15 protein-coding genes are annotated in these 16,211 nt (G+C 32.0%); 10 read left to right on the top strand and 5 right to left on the bottom strand.

The window, feature by feature from the left end:
* Positions 1 to 383: 383 nt before the first annotated feature.
* The 5 genes from bioB (at position 384) to GQS07_RS12480 (ending at position 7,623) form a co-directional block, all read left to right on the top strand.
* Positions 384 to 1,382: a biotin synthase BioB gene (bioB, locus tag GQS07_RS12500; protein WP_158211116.1), complete on the top strand. Its 999-nt coding sequence runs from the start codon at positions 384 to 386 to the stop codon at positions 1,380 to 1,382.
* Positions 1,375 to 2,646 (top strand): adenosylmethionine--8-amino-7-oxononanoate transaminase, encoded by a 1,272-nt coding sequence (bioA, locus tag GQS07_RS12495; RefSeq protein WP_158211115.1) that lies wholly within the window; start codon positions 1,375 to 1,377, stop codon positions 2,644 to 2,646. Before bioB ends, bioA begins: the two co-directional genes overlap by 8 nt.
* Before the next feature lie 2,978 nt (positions 2,647 to 5,624).
* Positions 5,625 to 6,065, top strand: a complete 441-nt coding sequence (locus GQS07_RS12490; protein ID WP_158211114.1) for a lipocalin family protein — start codon at positions 5,625 to 5,627, stop codon at positions 6,063 to 6,065.
* 848 nt (positions 6,066 to 6,913) lie between these two features.
* Entirely contained in the window at positions 6,914 to 7,144 is a 231-nt protein-coding gene (locus GQS07_RS13795) for a TM2 domain-containing protein (RefSeq protein WP_262885460.1), read from the top strand.
* A gap of 212 nt (positions 7,145 to 7,356) precedes the next feature.
* Complete coding sequence (locus tag GQS07_RS12480) at positions 7,357 to 7,623, top strand: TM2 domain-containing protein (RefSeq protein ID WP_158211112.1); 267 nt, start codon at positions 7,357 to 7,359, stop codon at positions 7,621 to 7,623.
* A gap of 303 nt (positions 7,624 to 7,926) precedes the next feature.
* Here the strand turns inward: GQS07_RS12480 and GQS07_RS12475 are convergent, their stop codons facing one another.
* Positions 7,927 to 9,138, bottom strand: coding sequence for an MFS transporter (locus GQS07_RS12475; RefSeq protein ID WP_158211111.1), 1,212 nt, complete (start codon positions 9,136 to 9,138; stop codon positions 7,927 to 7,929).
* Between the two features lie 91 nt (positions 9,139 to 9,229).
* Between GQS07_RS12475 and GQS07_RS12470 the strand changes: the two genes are divergently transcribed.
* Positions 9,230 to 10,102 carry a LysR substrate-binding domain-containing protein gene (locus GQS07_RS12470; protein WP_158211110.1) on the top strand — a complete coding sequence of 291 codons (873 nt, stop codon included), beginning with the start codon at positions 9,230 to 9,232 and terminating at the stop codon, positions 10,100 to 10,102.
* A gap of 55 nt (positions 10,103 to 10,157) precedes the next feature.
* Here GQS07_RS12470 and GQS07_RS12465 read toward each other — a convergent pair whose 3' ends face one another.
* Entirely contained in the window at positions 10,158 to 10,784 is a 627-nt protein-coding gene (locus GQS07_RS12465; RefSeq protein ID WP_158211109.1) for a hypothetical protein, read from the bottom strand.
* A 365-nt stretch (positions 10,785 to 11,149) separates the two neighbouring features.
* Positions 11,150 to 11,575 (bottom strand): acyl-CoA thioesterase, encoded by a 426-nt coding sequence (locus GQS07_RS12460; RefSeq protein ID WP_158211379.1) that lies wholly within the window; start codon positions 11,573 to 11,575, stop codon positions 11,150 to 11,152.
* A gap of 439 nt (positions 11,576 to 12,014) precedes the next feature.
* On the opposite strand from GQS07_RS12460, the gene GQS07_RS12455 reads away from it, so the two are divergent.
* The 3 genes from GQS07_RS12455 (at position 12,015) to GQS07_RS12445 (ending at position 14,151) form a co-directional block, all read left to right on the top strand.
* A complete protein-coding gene (locus GQS07_RS12455; protein WP_158211108.1) occupies positions 12,015 to 12,554 on the top strand; it encodes a hypothetical protein in 540 nt (179 codons plus the stop codon).
* A 103-nt stretch (positions 12,555 to 12,657) separates the two neighbouring features.
* Entirely contained in the window at positions 12,658 to 13,479 is an 822-nt protein-coding gene (locus tag GQS07_RS12450; protein ID WP_158211107.1) for a helix-turn-helix domain-containing protein, read from the top strand.
* A 72-nt stretch (positions 13,480 to 13,551) separates the two neighbouring features.
* Positions 13,552 to 14,151 (top strand): DUF417 family protein, encoded by a 600-nt coding sequence (locus GQS07_RS12445; protein ID WP_158211106.1) that lies wholly within the window; start codon positions 13,552 to 13,554, stop codon positions 14,149 to 14,151.
* Positions 14,152 to 14,246: 95 nt separating this feature from the next.
* Here the strand turns inward: GQS07_RS12445 and GQS07_RS13835 are convergent, their stop codons facing one another.
* Together GQS07_RS13835 and GQS07_RS13830 are read right to left on the bottom strand one after the other, a co-directional pair.
* Positions 14,247 to 14,516 carry a nitroreductase family protein gene (locus GQS07_RS13835; protein WP_317165332.1) on the bottom strand — a complete coding sequence of 90 codons (270 nt, stop codon included), beginning with the start codon at positions 14,514 to 14,516 and terminating at the stop codon, positions 14,247 to 14,249.
* Between the two features lie 21 nt (positions 14,517 to 14,537).
* On the bottom strand, positions 14,538 to 14,879 hold the full coding sequence (locus GQS07_RS13830; RefSeq protein WP_317165329.1) for a nitroreductase family protein: 342 nt from the start codon (positions 14,877 to 14,879) through the stop codon (positions 14,538 to 14,540).
* A gap of 375 nt (positions 14,880 to 15,254) precedes the next feature.
* On the opposite strand from GQS07_RS13830, the gene GQS07_RS12435 reads away from it, so the two are divergent.
* Positions 15,255 to 16,145 (top strand): hypothetical protein, encoded by an 891-nt coding sequence (locus tag GQS07_RS12435; RefSeq protein ID WP_158211105.1) that lies wholly within the window; start codon positions 15,255 to 15,257, stop codon positions 16,143 to 16,145.
* Positions 16,146 to 16,211 lie beyond the last annotated feature (66 nt).

The following is a 16,211-nucleotide window of genomic DNA, read 5'->3' as shown; positions in this document are numbered from 1 at the left end:
GTGAAATTTCTTTTTTTAAAATAATAAAACTACAATTAATTATATTTATTGTTTAAAAGAGTGCAATTATAAGATAACTTTAAGAAATAGGAGTATCTGTTGGTATAAAATTAATTATACTACTATAGAATTATTTTAAAATAGGACACTCTGTTAATTTATACTATAACTTATTTTTATTTAAGCAAAAAATGTGCTATAAATTACTATTTGTAATATAATTTTTTCATTTAATGTGTGAATAATGATAAAATATCATAATTGAAATCACAAGGTGTAGATAAGTCCATTAATTAGTGGCTTAGTTGCTGTTTCAAAACCGGACTACCGAAGTCAGGAGTTGAACTAATATTTTTGTTGCAAATGTTTAAATAACAGCGACAATGAAAGACAACCACACTATAGCGACTATCCGTCACGATTGGACAAAAGAGGAGATTCAGGCCATATACGACACGCCTTTATTAGAATTAGTTTACCAAGCGGCAACCGTTCACAGAGCGTACCACCCAAAAAACGAAGTTCAAGTAAGTACCTTATTGTCAATCAAAACGGGAGGTTGTCCTGAGGACTGTTCATACTGCGGGCAAGCAGCGAGATATCAAACAGATATTAAAGTACAACGCTTGTTGCCAGTAGATACGGTTTTATCACACGCACAAAAAGCAAAAGACAACGGATCATCTCGATTCTGTATGGCTGCTGCGTGGCGTGAAGTGAGAGATAACAAGGACTTCGACAAAGTAATCGACATGGTAAAAGGAGTAAATGAAATGGGCTTAGAAGTTTGTTGTACTCTTGGAATGTTAACAGAAGAACAGGCAATTCGCCTTCAAGAAGCGGGATTACACGCTTATAACCACAATATAGATACGTCAAGTGAAAACTATGACAACATCATTTCAACGCGTAAGTTCAGCAACCGTACCGACACTATTCAGAACGTGAGAAAAGCAGGAATCACTGTTTGTTCTGGTGGAATCATCGGATTAGGGGAGAATGATAGCGACCGTATTTCAATGTTAATGACGTTGGCAAATATGGAGAAACACCCAGAATCAGTGCCAATTAACGCTTTAGTACGTGTAAAAGGTACGCCAATGGAAGACATGCCTAAGGTAGATACAACGGATATGGTTAGAATGATTGCTACAGCGCGAATCATTATGCCAGAAACAATGGTACGCCTAAGTGCAGGCCGTATTGAAATGGATGAGTTCGAACAAGCGATGTGTTTCATGGCAGGGGCAAACTCAATGTTTTCAGGAGAAAATGAGACGTTGTTAGTAACGCCAAACCCAAGTTTGACAAAGGATAAAACACTATTGGAGAAATTTGGATTAACACCAATGGTAAGCAGCAAAAAAGCATGCCATGAATAATGAATTACGATTAAGAGACAAAGCTGTCAACTGGCACCCTTATACACAAATGAAAACAGCGGAACACATCATTCCGATTGTCAGTGCAAAGGGAGTTTACCTAACAGACAGCGATGGCAAGAGTTATATAGACGCTGTTTCTTCTTGGTGGGTAACGCTTCACGGACATTCACATCCGTACATTGCCCAAAAAGTAAGTGAGCAGTTGTCCACTTTAGAGCAGGTTATTTTTGCGGGGTTTACCCACAAACCAGCCATTGAATTATCAGAGCGATTATTGGCGTTATTGCCTAATAATCAGCAAAAGGTATTTTATACAGACAACGGATCGACGGCAATTGAAGTCGGACTGAAGATGTGTATTCAATACTGGTTCAACAAAAAACAAAAGCGTAATAAGGTGTTGGCTTTTAAAAACGCTTACCACGGCGACACGTTTGGAGCGATGTCTGTGAGTGGAAGGGGAATATGGACAGACCCTTTTGGGGCTATGTTGTTTGAGGTTATTTTCATCGACGTGCCAACTAAGGAGAACTTCGAAGCCAACAAACGCATCATTGATCAACACGCAGACGACATTGCTTGTTTTGTGTACGAACCTTTAGTACAAGGAGCGGCAGGAATGTTGATGCACGAGAGTGAGTGCTTGAGTGAACTGATGACCTACTGCCGTTCTAAGAATGTATTGATGATTCAAGACGAGATATTCGTTGGTTTCGGTCGTACAGGGAAATTGTTTGCAGCAGACCATTTGACAGAAAAGCCAGATGTAATGTGTTTTTCAAAAGGACTAACAGGAGGAACAATGCCGTTGGGGCTAACCACTTGTACCAATGAAATATATGATGCTTTTTACTCAGAAGAAAAAGACAAAGCGCTATTCCACGGACACTCGTTTACAGCGAGTCCCCTTGCTTGTACAGCGGCAGTGGCAAGTTTAGACTTGTTATTACGACCAGAAACGCAAGATGATATTGCCCGAATAGTAGCACAACATAAAGCATTTGCCGACAAGTTGCAGCAGCACGAGAAGGTGAAATGTGTAAGACAAACCGGTACTATCCTCGCTTTAGAGTGGAAAACCGGCAACACCACAAGTTACTTTGATGATATTCACGACAGGTTGTATGCGTATTTCTTAAACAAGGGAATATTGCTACGTCCTCTTGGAAATATCATTTATTTGTTGCCTCCTTATTGTGTAACAAATGAAGAACTAAACCATATATATACTACTATTTTCCAAGCATTAGAGGAGGTGTAGTCGAGGTTTTATACTCTGTATGGATAATTTATTAATGGCATACCACAAGCTGATTCTTGGGTATGGGCATTGAAACAAATGCCACTGTTGTTTTTATAAAAGGATTCTATACTTTTAAATATGGGGATGTTTAAAAGGCATAGAATCCTTTTTTTATTGATATAATTCGACTCCGAGTTTATCAGTACAAACGAGATACTTTTCATCTCGACATTGCATATTCCATTTGTATTGTAGTTTGTGTATTCTTGTGATTTGACTGTCAGTTTATCTGTTTACCTCCCCCCAACTAACACGTCAATTATTACGTGTTTCGCTGTGTAATATTACAATTTTAGTGATAAAAATAAAAGTATTTTAAAATCCAATAAAATGACTCATAGTATTTTTTGTTAATTTAATTTATTGTTAATCAGCAGAATATGTCTTAAGCCAATATAATGAAACAATAAGGTGAGAATGAAACAAGTTCTTTTGTTTAATTAGAGGAAATAAGAGTAATTATAAACAAATTTACTTGTTAAAACAATGGTAGATAATTGGTAAATAACAGGAGATATAACGTGTCATAAGATAGGTAAGTATAGTTCTAAAGATCTAAATTCTAACGCAAGGTATTTATAGTTACACGTATATATATAAGGAGTAGCTTGTAGTGTTTACACATATATATAAGGAGTAGCTTGTAGTGTTTACACATATGTATAAGGAGTAGCTTGTAGTGTTTACACATATATATAAAGAGTAGCTTGTAGTATTTATACATATATATATAAGGAGTAGCTTATTGTATTTGCACATATATATGTATAGGGAGTGGCTTGTAGTGTTTACACATATATATAAAGAGTAGCTTGTAGTATTTACACATATATATATAAGGAGTAGCTTATTGTATTTACACGTATATATATAACGTAAAAGCAATATTTGCACCTATATATATAAGGAGTGAAATATATCAAATAAAAGTACGTTTGGAAAGTACGCCGATTCCCAATAAAAAGTATCCAATCCGAAATCAAATATTTACTGTATAGTCTATGCTCATATGAAATTTTGTTCTTTGACAAGATAAAAAGTCATAGAAGAAAATCACTTATAAAAAAAATAACTCTTCATACCCCCATTTACAAGAGTGTAAAATAAAAGGTACTGTATAGCAAGTATGCATAATTTTATGTGATACTCTAATAAATTTCCAAACAAACTTATGTCGTTAATGTGTGCTTTTACGTAACAAGAAACCATAACAAAAGAGTTTCTTATTGATACATTCACCAGTAAGACCGCTTTGTTTAATTGCCGATATCGACTAAGCAAACAAACTAATGTTCACCACATAACGATTATACAAACAATAAGCAGTTAGCCATTGATGCAATGGAATCTGTTGATCGGGGGATAAGAGGTTAGTTGTGCCGAAGAATTGTATGGGAGTACCCATTGGGGTAATTCAACGTATTAATTTTATTACTTCATTTTCCGTTCGGGGGAAAGGAAAAAACAAGATTAATAAAAGCTACAAGATCGCAATTGCTTAAAGGTTACTTTATCAGTTCATCAAATCGTGTCCATAAGAACAGATAGGCGTACCAGCATTACAGTATTAATCAACTCATACTGAAACGACATAGATCCATTTCAAGGGAAATATTCAGACTACAATTTTTCAAGCTAACCGTGGTGAAAAGGGGGATTGTTTATGAAAAGCTTAAAAACAAAATACGGTATAGTGAAACTTAAAGTCTTTTTGAAAGGATTATACATTCGTTACCAACTCCAGGCTATCCCTTTTGTGCAGTTCACAGTCATTTCAAGCAAGTAGGAGTAAAGTAAGATAGTTTTGTGTAAGAATATAAAACCGATACACGATGTTTGGCGAGTTTAGTTTAACCAATAAAGAATATTATAGGCGAAACACACTCAATCTACAAAAGAACTTTCGTTCATACGGAGTAACACAAAAGTCAGAAGTATAAGTTACAATAGGTTTACGAACGAGAGGGTGCGTTATATTCGCCAAATAGATGTTGAATACTCGATAGCGTTTCAAATGCAAAAACTTGATCAGATGAACAATTTTACTAACAGCTACTATGTAAAGATCCTGTGCACATGGTACAACAAGGCATTTTTGACGAAGTATAGTCAAGTTAATAAAAAATCTGAATAGTTTTTGAAGCATAGCGGTTCTCTTTTTTTTTAAATTCACTGCTTTACGCTTATAAAGCCAATGAATAAGATAATTTTCGTTATAAGGCTATATGCAAAATCCAAGCCAAACTATTGTTTCTATACTGAGAAGTGCTATAAAAAATTATTTAGAGAAGAAAAAAGAATGAATTTAGAAAGGAAGGGGGGGAAAGGGGATTATTTCGCAGCCTTTTAGTGCAGAAAAAATAAGAATTAAGTGAGAAATTAATAAAACAAAAAACCAGCCTACTTTTAGTAGTAGAAAAACTACTGAATTACTGTGATTTGAGGCTTTTGAACAGGGTGAAAGATGAAAAAGATGCAATTTTAACATCAAATATTTTCATATTTTTTCAAATAAAATGTTAGAGTACATTAAAATGGACATTTCAGACATTTTTTTACTTTTTTTAAACTGTTTTTACATCATAATTCACAGTGTAACTAACTATCCTTAAGGTACTTATTTTGCTGGGTTTCTATACTAATTAAGTTGTATTATTTTACTTGAAAATTCAATGATTTTTATCATATAAATCTGGTGTAATCAGTAGTACATTTGAAGTATAATTAGAAGGGGAAATAACAACAAAGAATTCTAATTATAACGTTCATATTCTTTATTATTTAATACAATTAGTTTTTAATCCTTATTATTTTACTTAAAATTAGCTTATTAAAAATAATTGTCTTAAATTTATGTAAAGATAAGGGGGAAAAGCAAACAGAAATTGAAAAGAACGTGTTTGCAACAATTGTATAATTTTTTAAAAAGCAAGATTATGAAAAGCTTAATGAATTTGGTAGTAGGGGTATTATTAGTAAGTGCTAACTTCTTATTTGTAGGATGTAATAATGCAGATGATAACAACATAGTTGATGTCAACCCAAAAATGGAAATTAACAGTGTTAACTTAGAAAGAAACTGGATCGCAGCGCACTTCGCATTTTCTCAAGAATGTCATGCATCAAATAGATCAGCATATCAAAAATCATCAATTGAAATCAGTATAGATGGAGATAGATTCCACGCAATTGATCAATACAGTTTGAAAGAACAAAAAGGAGCTTGGAAATTAAACGGTAAAGTGATTAAAGCGATTTTAGATGAAGGAGGAGAGAAAGAATATAGAATCGTAGAGTTGAAAAAGAATGAGTTAATCGTTCAACCTATAAATCACAAAGATTTAATTGAAATTGAGTTAGTGTCTTTAGACAAGTAAACATAGCGGTAACGCATCAATCTTGAAAAAATAAGAAAAGCCTTTCATTACGAAAGGCTTTTTTTTTGAAGCAGCGCTTTCAATCTTTTCTTTTTGAAAAACTACGGTTTTCTGTTTTTCTCATTTTCATTTATGTTTACTGGATTATCATCCAACCACCGATGTAGGGGGGAATTATTATTCGCCTGTACGACATACGACATACGACACAACGCATATCACGCATTATATATTTTCGCTCTGCGCATCAATTTTCACGTATCACGTATTTCGGTTCGACGTATCACTTTTAAACAGGTAAAAAACGGACAAAATGTGCTATTTAGGATGTTATTCTGTGCCAGATAAAACGGACAATGCAACATAGTTGTTTTAAGCGTTTTTAGTAATGTATATACATAAAATAATTAGAGTAAAAAGATGCTGTCGTTAAGCACTGTTAAAATGCCAAAAAAAGCAATATGAGAAGTGATTCTGTTACTGGAAATTAAAAATTATGCCTAATAGTTTAAAATGGTTGTTTACGGACAAAAGGGTGTTTTTTGTAATATGTACGATTTTAGTAGAGATTAAGGCCTATTGAAGGATAATATTAGCAAAAGTGTCAAAATGTATTTATTGGTAAGAACAAAGAGTAGAGTTGTCTGTGGATTAGAGTTGTTTTTTAAAAAAAATTGCACAAAATGTGCAAGATTGTATATTTGTATAAAAAGAACGTTATGCATTTAGTAAATCAACCAAACGAGAACAATCAAGAAGGTCAACAGTCTCATTACAGTAATTCGTCGGCAAACCAAGGAAGTAATAACTATGGGAATTACAACAGAAATAACAACAATGGAGCACCTATTGACAACAAGAAAATTGCAGCAGGATTGTTGGGAATTTTCCTTGGTCCATGGGGAGTTCATAAGTTTTATTTAGGTTATACCACAGAAGGAATTATCCAGATATTAATTACACTTTTCTCTTGTGGTACTTTGGGGATTTTGGGAATAATAGAAGGAATAGTTTATTTGACAAAATCAGATGAGGAATTTTATCAGATATATCAAGTGAATAAAAAAGGATGGTTCTAATTAATTAAGTGTTTTTTTATAAAAATCACACTTTTTTAAAAGATGATGAAATTTTATGTCAGCCCTTTATTTACAAGGGTAGAACAGGATTTATTACTGCTAAAAAGTGGCTATTTGATAAGTTTTTCTTTTTGATATAAGTTAAAATTGTTTTTTAAAATATTGCTAATCAATGATGTTTTGTTATTTTTGGTTAAAAAATATATAACATTATGGAACAAAAAAGACAAAGTAGCAATGTGCCACAACAAGAAAACAAGAGGGTTATTGCAGGTATATTGGGAATATTATTAGGATCTCTGGGAGTTCATAAATTCTATTTAGGATATACTAAAGAAGGAATAATTCAATTGATAATTAGTATATGTAGTTGTGGAGTATTGTCAATTCTGGGATTAATAGAAGGAATTATTTATTTGACAAAAACCGATGAGGAGTTTTACCAAACGTACCAGGTTAATAAAAAAGGGTGGTTTTAATTATATAAGAGATGTTGAAAAACATCTCTTTTTTTTTGAAAAGCTGCACTGCATTATTTCTAATGATATATTTGTTATGGCCTGCAAATGTTAGACGCATAGTATCGATTTATTGAGAGAAAAATAGCAACCCAACCACCGACGTGATGTTTACAGGAATATCACCCATCATTGGTGTAGATGCTAATTATTATTCGCTCGCACGGCATACGTTACAAAACATATTGACAATTGTACGGTATATAACTACAAAGACGCATCATATATTTCGGTTCCCGTTTTACGTATTCCCTTTTTGGTGCATTACTTTTTACGCGTAGCGTACAACGTAGTTGCCAAGGCAATAATTGACAAAGCCATCAAGGTTAAGAAGAAGTCATTCCAATTTCCTTTATTTACGAAAATTCCTGTAGAACTACCGATTACACTCGATCCGATGTAGTAAAAGAACCAGTAGAAAGCAGTTGCAGAACTCTTCGCTTCTTGTCCTAAAGTAGTTACGACGCGACTCGCAATGGTGTGTCCACTGAAAAAGGAAATTGTAAAAAATGTTAATCCTAATAAGATGACTACAAGGTTATCCAAAAACATAGCAATTGTTCCCAATAGCATCATTGTTAACGCGGATAATAATATTTTTTTAGGCGAATATTTATCAGAAAGTGTGCCTGCTATCATATTTCCGAAAATACCAAAAGCATACATCAAAAAGATCATGGCAATCAAATAGTGTGGTAGGTTGTAAGGCGGAGCTTCAAGTTTAAAACCAAGAAAGTTATACACACTGACAAACGAACCCATCAAACAAATTGCAACCACATACATAGCCAGTAATTTTACATTTTGGAAAATGCTCTTCATTTGAGTCAATTTGTGTTGTAAGTTCAACTTTTGAGGAGTAAAGAAAGATGAATTAGGAAAGAACATATAAAATACAAAAGCGATGATAATTGCAATAATACCGATGCTAAACACTGCTACCTGCCATCCAAACCAACCACTGATTAGCGCTGCTACAATTCGTCCAAACATTCCACCAAAGGTATTACCTGCTAAGTAAAAACTAATCGCTGTACCTATATATTTTGGATCAATCTCTTCAGCGAGGTATGCCAATGTAACAGCGGACACACCAGAAATACAGATTCCTTTTATAAAATTGATATTCACTAAAATAGAAAAATCGCTGATCCAGGCAGAAACGAGAGTCAAAAGGGTAGAGGTGACTAAAGAAAATAACATTACTTCTTTTCGTGGGTAGCTATCGGCAATAAATGCAAATAAAAGTAAACCAAAAGCCATTCCCATTGTTGATGCAGAAACAAGGTAACTACTTTGTGCAGGAGTAACTTTGAAAAAATGAGTAATATCTGATAACAGTGGCTGATAGTTGTACAATTGTGCGAAAACCGACACCCCAACCATAAAAATACACCATTTAATCCTTTTATAACGGACAGATCCCTTTACTGCTCTATCCATTGACAATTCATTGCTATACGCTGTCGTCGCCATGTAGTTTTCTTTTTTTGTAAAGTTAAGCGTAAGTTCTATATTAGTAAAACGGAATTTTTCTATTACATCTATCGATAAAACCGATTAACATATGGAGTTACGACAACTGAGATATTTTCTGAAAGCTAAGGAATTGCTGAATTTTACAGAAGCATCAAAACGATTATACATCACTCAGAGTACACTTTCACAACAGATTAAACAGTTAGAGGATGAGTTAGGCCAACCATTGTTTAATCGCATTGGTAAGCGAATTGTACTGACTGAGGCAGGTGCGATGTTTGCTACTTACGCAGAACGTAGTATTAAAGCTGCGCAAGATGGGATGACATTGTTAGAGGATTTAACGGAATTGAAAACAGGTGTGTTGAGTTTTGGATTAACGTGGGGACTAAAATCATTGGTATTGAATCCTTTGAAAATGTTTGCTCAAGCTTATCCAGGAGTGAAGATTGAGGTTACATTTGGAACTACCAATGAGTTAATAGAGTATTTGTCAGACCAGCAAATTGATTTTGCACTCACTTTCTTTGATGGAGAGCGTACGGAAAATTTACATTATGAACCATTAATTGCATCAGAAATGGCACTTATTGTAGCGAGTGATTCACCTTTGGCAAAGTTGTCAGGCATCAAATTAAAAGATATAGAGAAGTTGAACCTTGCAATGCCTGTCAAGGGATTTAGTACAAGAAACTTTATAGATCGTCAGTTTGAGAAATATAAGATTTCCCCTCATATTGCAGTAGAAGTGAATCATACAAGTACAGTAATTGACTTGGTAAAAGTAGGAGCTTTTCAGACAATATTAACCCTTGCCACAGTGCGTGGAGAAGAGAATTTAACGGCTATTCCAATCACAGATACAAATATGCAGCGCGAAGCAGTAATTATTCAGATGAATGGAAGCTATCAAAAGAGAGCTGTAAGAGTTTTCGTTGATATGTTGATGAAAGAGGTGTAAAAATATTTAGATTACTGTAAATAGCAATTTTAGAAATTAAGTTATCAAATAAAAACTAATTCTGTGTAGATTTAAATACGAGAGCAGCTCTAATAAAGCGACCTGTTTTTGTATAGTTCTCAGGTAATTTATTGTAAAAATCGCTAAAAGAAATCAAGCCGTAATTAAAATAAATAGATTTATCTTGATTTTCTTCAGTACTACCTAATTTCCAAAAGTTGTATAAGTTGAGATAGATGGCAAATTGTTTTTTGTCTTCACTCATTACAATATAATCAGACATATCGTCGATAGAGTTTTTAAGAGACCCTACATTATTTTTCCAAATTATTTTGTATGTTTTAGAAGTTTTATTCTTCCAGGTAACAGTTGCTTGATCATTTTCAATATCAACTTTATCTGGAGTAAGTTCCCAAATTTTTTGCTTAAAAATGTCGTCCATTTTTTCGTTGTCATTTCTAAAAAAATTACCTCTAAAAAAATAATTTTCTTCAATATGCATATATTCATATAAATAGGTTGCCTTATGTTCATTAGGAACTTCTGGGGTAGTTGGTACAACTGGTTTTGGTGGAATAGTTTCTATTGGTGGAACAATGGAATCGTTATTGTTTTCAGTGCTACAATTTGTAAAAATGATAGCTCCAATAGCTATAATGAATATTTTAAAATTATGTAACATAGTTTGTTTATTTGCTGTTAGTTACTATAAACGTACAATGAAATATAGTGTATTTATATGATAAAAAACATTTGATAATGTCAAAATATGTCGTAATTTAAACTGTAGAATATTTTGTAATAAAACAGATAAGTATTTAAAAAATGTAGCGAAAAATAATTGTTTCAAGAAGGTTGAAAATATAAAAGGAGATTGCATTTCTCTAACCATGTTTAAAGAATCTCATTTTGATAAGTATAATAAAAACAAAAGGACTGGCATCAATGGCAGTCCTTTTGTTTTTATTATTGTGTTCCAATATCAATTATATATTTGTATTCTGACAAATCAGTGATTAATATTGATTGTATTATTGTGAATAATAACTATTCTTCTATTTCATCTAATACAGGAACAGGTCTTTTACTTTCGTTAATAGCAACAAGTGTAAACGATCCAGTGATTGCTTTTTCACGTCCTTCTCTATACATACTTTCTACGAATACATCTACGCGAACATCTAAACTCGTTCTACCTACACGAGTTACTGTACCTATTAGTTCAACTAACGTACCGGCAGGGATAGGATGATTGAAATCTACCTTGTCACTTGAAACTGTAACAATAGGCTTACGACAAAAGCGTGTTGCTGTCATAAAAGCGATTTCATCCATGATATACATAACTGCTCCACCAAACATTGTGTTGTGGTGATTTGTTTGACCTGGGAATACAGCTTTAAAAACGTGAGTTTCAGAATCTTTTATTTTCTTTTGAATACGCAGTTCTCTGCTTGTTAATTGACCTTCCATAATATAATGATTCATTTTTACAGATTAAAAATCTATACGCAGCAACCAAAGATTAGCTTTGTTTCATACACTGATTAGTGTAGCCCCGGAAACAGATGATAAAAAAAGGCGCAATTGCGTAAGAAAAATACTCTTTGTAGAGTGAATTGCAAATATACGGAGTATTCTGCTGTATTGATTTAAATTTTTGTTATAACTATGGGAGGCATATAGAGGTGGTTATCTTAAGTAATCTTTTTAATAAATTTGTTTATACTATGATTATTTTAAGAGTTTTTACTTGTATTAAATGTAGTCTTTGTCGTTGTGAAATAGTAAGAAAGATAATATTATGGAGCCGAGTAGATTTGTGTCAAGTAAGGAATAAGAAATATAGTTTAAAAAGACTCTTCCTTCCGTTTGTATTAAGTATGTTTGTGCTTGAAAATCAAAAAGAATTATGGCATCAGATAGGTTAACTTCTAAAACAAAAGAATACTTAAGTAAAAATTTTACAAGTGATTTTATAAAAGCATCACTTCAAACAGCTTATGATATCTTAAAACAATATTACAAAGTGTTTTCGATTGAAGAAGTAGGTGAGGAACAAAGTAAGCCAACATCAGAGTTTGTTCAAGTAAATAATGCACAAGGAAATCTTACTGCTGAAGTTAGAGTATTGATAACATCTTATCTAAGCACATTTAAATTTACTGAAAATGACGTATTGTCTTTAACGATAGCTTATGTAAATTCGATGAGTTATGATAAAGCTGCAGTATGTTTGATTGATACGAATGATGAGAGGAATGTACAAGAATTATATGAAGTATTAATTGAGAAGCGTGTAAGTGTTGAGTTGCCAATTTATTTAAAAGAGGTAATGATTGAATCAATGGCAATGTTCTGTGCAGAATTTGATATCTCTGGAGGGTTAGTGGACAATGAATATTTTATTGACTTATTGCCTGTATATTGTACTTTTAATAATTGTAATTAGTTGTTTGATAAAAATTACAGTTTTATTTGAGTGATGTATAACTTTTCTTCTTTTTTTAGTTTAAAAAGGTTGTTGGATCTTGGTTCGTTTAAAAAATAACTATATGCAAGAGAATGGTATTGAGGTTTTAAAGGGGAGTAAAGATGAGGATTTCAAAATAGAAAACTCACCGTTATACGCTTTGTTGTTTGTTAAAGGAGATGTCGGTTTTAGCGTAGATGGGATACCTTACTGTTCAAAAGATCATACTGTAATTTTTTTAACACCTTTTCAAGTTTTTGAAATTGTAAAAGGACATCTATATCAACTGATTCTATTTCACGGAGATTTTTACTGTATAGAATATCATAAAAAGGAAGTAGCGTGTAATGGTTTATTGTTCAATAATATTTATTTAGAACCTTTTATAAGAGTAGATGTTAGCTTATTTGAAGAATTAAAAATGATTACTAATAAGATGCAGAATCTTTTAGTTGCGCCATCAAAATACGATGAACCTATTTTAAAAAGTTATCTACAATTAGTGTTAGCATTATGTAGTAAAGAAAAGTTAAATGAAATTGAGTCTAAAGAAAACAAGGAGCTTCTTTTGTTAGAAGACTTTACATTTCAAAATGAGTTAGAACAGTTTTTTATTGAACAACGCGAAGTTTCTTTTTATGCGGATAGATTAAGTATATCTGTTAATTCACTAAGCAAGAAAGTAAAGAAACAATACGGAAAGAGCCCTTCTATTATGATTCAAGAACGTGTTATATTGGAAGCGAAGAAACTATTGCATTTAACAACTAAGCCAATAAAAGAAATAGCGTCAATTCTTAATTTTGAAGATGAATATTATTTTAGCCGTTATTTTAAAAAAGCTGTAGGCTCATCGCCTAAGCACTATCGGGAGAGAGTAGGTATTTCAAGGGTAGCACAATAGTCCATTTTTATTCCCTTTTTATCCATTTTATGGAGATAGATCATACTATATTTTTGCTTAAAAATAAGAAAGATGAAAAATATAGTAGATCAACTTGTTAAACTGCAAAGTCAGTTTTTCAATGTTATGCGTATTGCAATTTTTGTAGTAATGGTTTGGATAGGAGGTTTAAAAGCTTTTCAGTATGAAGCTGATGGTATTGTTCCATTCGTTACGAATAGTCCATTTATGAGTTTCTTTTATCATAATAGCGATAAGGTTGAACAAGATCAGCAGGGAAAGAAAGTTGCTTCTTACACTTTACATAAAAATCCAGAAGGTAAGACTGTGCAAGCTAATGTAGAATGGCATAAAGAAAATGGTACTTATCTATTTTCTTATGTATTAGGAACTGTAATAGTTAGTATTGGTATTCTTGTTTTATTGGGGGTTTGGTATCCTAAAATAGGATTATTAGGAGGTTTTTTAACAATAGGAATGTCTATGGTAACATTATCTTTTTTAATAACTACACCTGAAGTTTATGTTCCTAATTTAGGAGGTGATTTTCCAACACCTCAGTATGGTTTTCCTTATTTATCAGGAGCAGGGCGCTTGGTGTTAAAAGATATAATTATGCTTGCTGGAGGATTATTACTTATGGGAGAAAGTGCCAGACAAATTAAACAATAATATATAGTTAGCTATTCAATATGATTTAGTTGTAAATTAAGTTATTATAGCATAATAAAAAGTCGGTTAAATAGTTATTTAACCGACTTTTTATTTTATAAACGAGTAATTAATTCTTCTTGAGGAATACGTGATTTTTTTAATGAAACATTCCAATCATTTGCTTCATCTCTATAGCCAATATACATCATCAACGTGCTTTTTAGTCCTTTTTCTCTAAGACCTAATACTTTGTCAATCATTTCATTATTGAAACCTTCTGCGGGTGTACTATCAATTCTAAGTTCAGCAGCTTGCGCTAATGCAATTCCTAATGCGATATAAGTTTGTCTTGCTGTATGATCAAAGTTAGCTTCCTCTGAGATGTCCTTGAAAGATTGTTTTAGTTAATCTGTATAACTATCAAAACGCCCTCTTGGTAGGCCTTTTATATCGGTCATTAAGTTATATACATTATCAATTTTTTCATCAGAGTATTTGTCCCAAGCTGCAAATACGATAACGTGAGAACAATCACGTACACATTCTGGATTTAAAGCATATGGAACTAATTCATTTTTAATATCTTGATTTTCTATTACAAGTATTCTAAATGGCTGTAAACCAGAAGAAGATGGCGCTAATGTAATTGCATCTAATATTTTTTGTAAGTTTTCTTCTGATACTTTTTTTGTAGGATCGTATGCTTTAGCTGCATATCTCCATTTTAAATTATCTATCAATGTCATTATAATAAAGTTTGATTACTCAAAATGAGTGATTTTTATTTGTTAGCAATTTACAAAATATGTAAGTAATGAAAGGTATATTTTAGTTTACTTTAAGAAATGTAGGTGAAATGTTAGTTACTTTTAAAGGATAAAGGAATATTTTATTATACGATAGTTTAAAAAGGTTACTAATAAAAAAATATAGGTAATTTTTATTAGTTTTATTTTACTTGTTGTGATTTAATATGTTCTTAATATGTGAAAAATTTACTATATTATTCTTATTTTATGTATTTTAATAGTATATTTGTAATTATATGTTAGTCGGTTCTGCTTATAAAGTATTAATTCAGATGAAGATTATAAGTAACAGAATTGCAAAAGTATTTTGTGATGGAAAAGAGAGTAAATCAATGTATAGATAGAAGTGTTTTAAAGGGATTATATTTTTTTAGAACAGATGCAATTACAAGTGGACGACCTGTGCAGATAAATAGAGTAATAGATTTTGTACAGTATAGTTTTTTATGTGAAAAAGGGGTAGATAATTTGTCTACTGAAGAAAGACATCTATTAAGACAAGTGCTTTCAGATAATGAAGAAGCCTTTTTAAAAGAGGGGAGTTATCTTGTAGATACCCCTACAAACTATTGGGAGTTTAATGTAGATAGTGAGAATAGGTTAGTAGGTAAATCATATTTTAAAGATACTGTTGATGGTATGGAGTATGCGTTGTTTTTTGAAGATGGTATTGCCGTTAAAGGAGAATTAACTATTAACAACGTAATTGTATCAAATTTTCATTATACGAATGAAATATTATGTCTTCGTTATTTCAGTGAAAATGATATATTAGATTCTCAGACAGAGATATTTGTAAATTTATTGAATCAAGAAAATATAATATGTACGTCTTTTTATAAAAATGGACGTGTTATGCGTGTTGAGAATAGTATTGATCAAAGTATCTCTACATATTATGAAAGTGGAAATTTAGAAAGTGTACAAAATTTGAATGAGCAATGGTCAAAGTTTTATGATGAAGAGGGATTGATTTGCAGTGAAATGTATTCTGAAAATGATGTTAAAACAATAATAACTTATTGTGATGGTGTAATTACAAAAAAAATAGAAGTTTCGGAAGAAGAAAATAAGAATTATTATTTTAAAAATGGCGTGTTAAGTTCATTTGAAGTATGTAATAATGCAACTAATGAAGTGGTTTCTTATCGATCTGAAGATATTTTAGTAAGGAATGATTTAGTAGAACAAGAATTTGTGTGATTTTCTAAAAAGATTTTATCAATAATTCAAAAGTATTCTGTTTTAAATCACTGGTTTATAAGATAA

Source organism: Myroides phaeus (genome assembly GCF_009799805.1).
GTDB classification, from domain to species: Bacteria; Bacteroidota; Bacteroidia; order Flavobacteriales; family Flavobacteriaceae; genus Flavobacterium; species Flavobacterium phaeum_A.
Note: the sequence above shows the minus strand (reverse complement) of the source record. Positions and strands in the feature narration are given on the sequence as shown.

Excerpts from the sequence above, each read along its gene's own strand:
- bioB (WP_158211116.1), top strand. The coding sequence starts at position 384 with ATGAAAGACAACCACACTATAGCGACTATCCGTCACGATTGGACAAAA.
- bioA (WP_158211115.1), top strand. The coding sequence starts at position 1,375 with ATGAATAATGAATTACGATTAAGAGACAAAGCTGTCAACTGGCACCCT.
- GQS07_RS12490 (WP_158211114.1), top strand. The coding sequence starts at position 5,625 with ATGAAAAGCTTAATGAATTTGGTAGTAGGGGTATTATTAGTAAGTGCT.
- GQS07_RS12480 (WP_158211112.1), top strand. The coding sequence starts at position 7,357 with ATGGAACAAAAAAGACAAAGTAGCAATGTGCCACAACAAGAAAACAAG.
- GQS07_RS12475 (WP_158211111.1), bottom strand. The coding sequence starts at position 9,138 with ATGGCGACGACAGCGTATAGCAATGAATTGTCAATGGATAGAGCAGTA.
- GQS07_RS12470 (WP_158211110.1), top strand. The coding sequence starts at position 9,230 with ATGGAGTTACGACAACTGAGATATTTTCTGAAAGCTAAGGAATTGCTG.
- GQS07_RS12465 (WP_158211109.1), bottom strand. The coding sequence starts at position 10,784 with ATGTTACATAATTTTAAAATATTCATTATAGCTATTGGAGCTATCATT.
- GQS07_RS12460 (WP_158211379.1), bottom strand. The coding sequence starts at position 11,575 with ATGGAAGGTCAATTAACAAGCAGAGAACTGCGTATTCAAAAGAAAATA.
- GQS07_RS12455 (WP_158211108.1), top strand. The coding sequence starts at position 12,015 with ATGGCATCAGATAGGTTAACTTCTAAAACAAAAGAATACTTAAGTAAA.
- GQS07_RS12450 (WP_158211107.1), top strand. The coding sequence starts at position 12,658 with ATGCAAGAGAATGGTATTGAGGTTTTAAAGGGGAGTAAAGATGAGGAT.
- GQS07_RS12445 (WP_158211106.1), top strand. The coding sequence starts at position 13,552 with ATGAAAAATATAGTAGATCAACTTGTTAAACTGCAAAGTCAGTTTTTC.
- GQS07_RS13830 (WP_317165329.1), bottom strand. The coding sequence starts at position 14,879 with ATGACATTGATAGATAATTTAAAATGGAGATATGCAGCTAAAGCATAC.
- GQS07_RS12435 (WP_158211105.1), top strand. The coding sequence starts at position 15,255 with ATGGAAAAGAGAGTAAATCAATGTATAGATAGAAGTGTTTTAAAGGGA.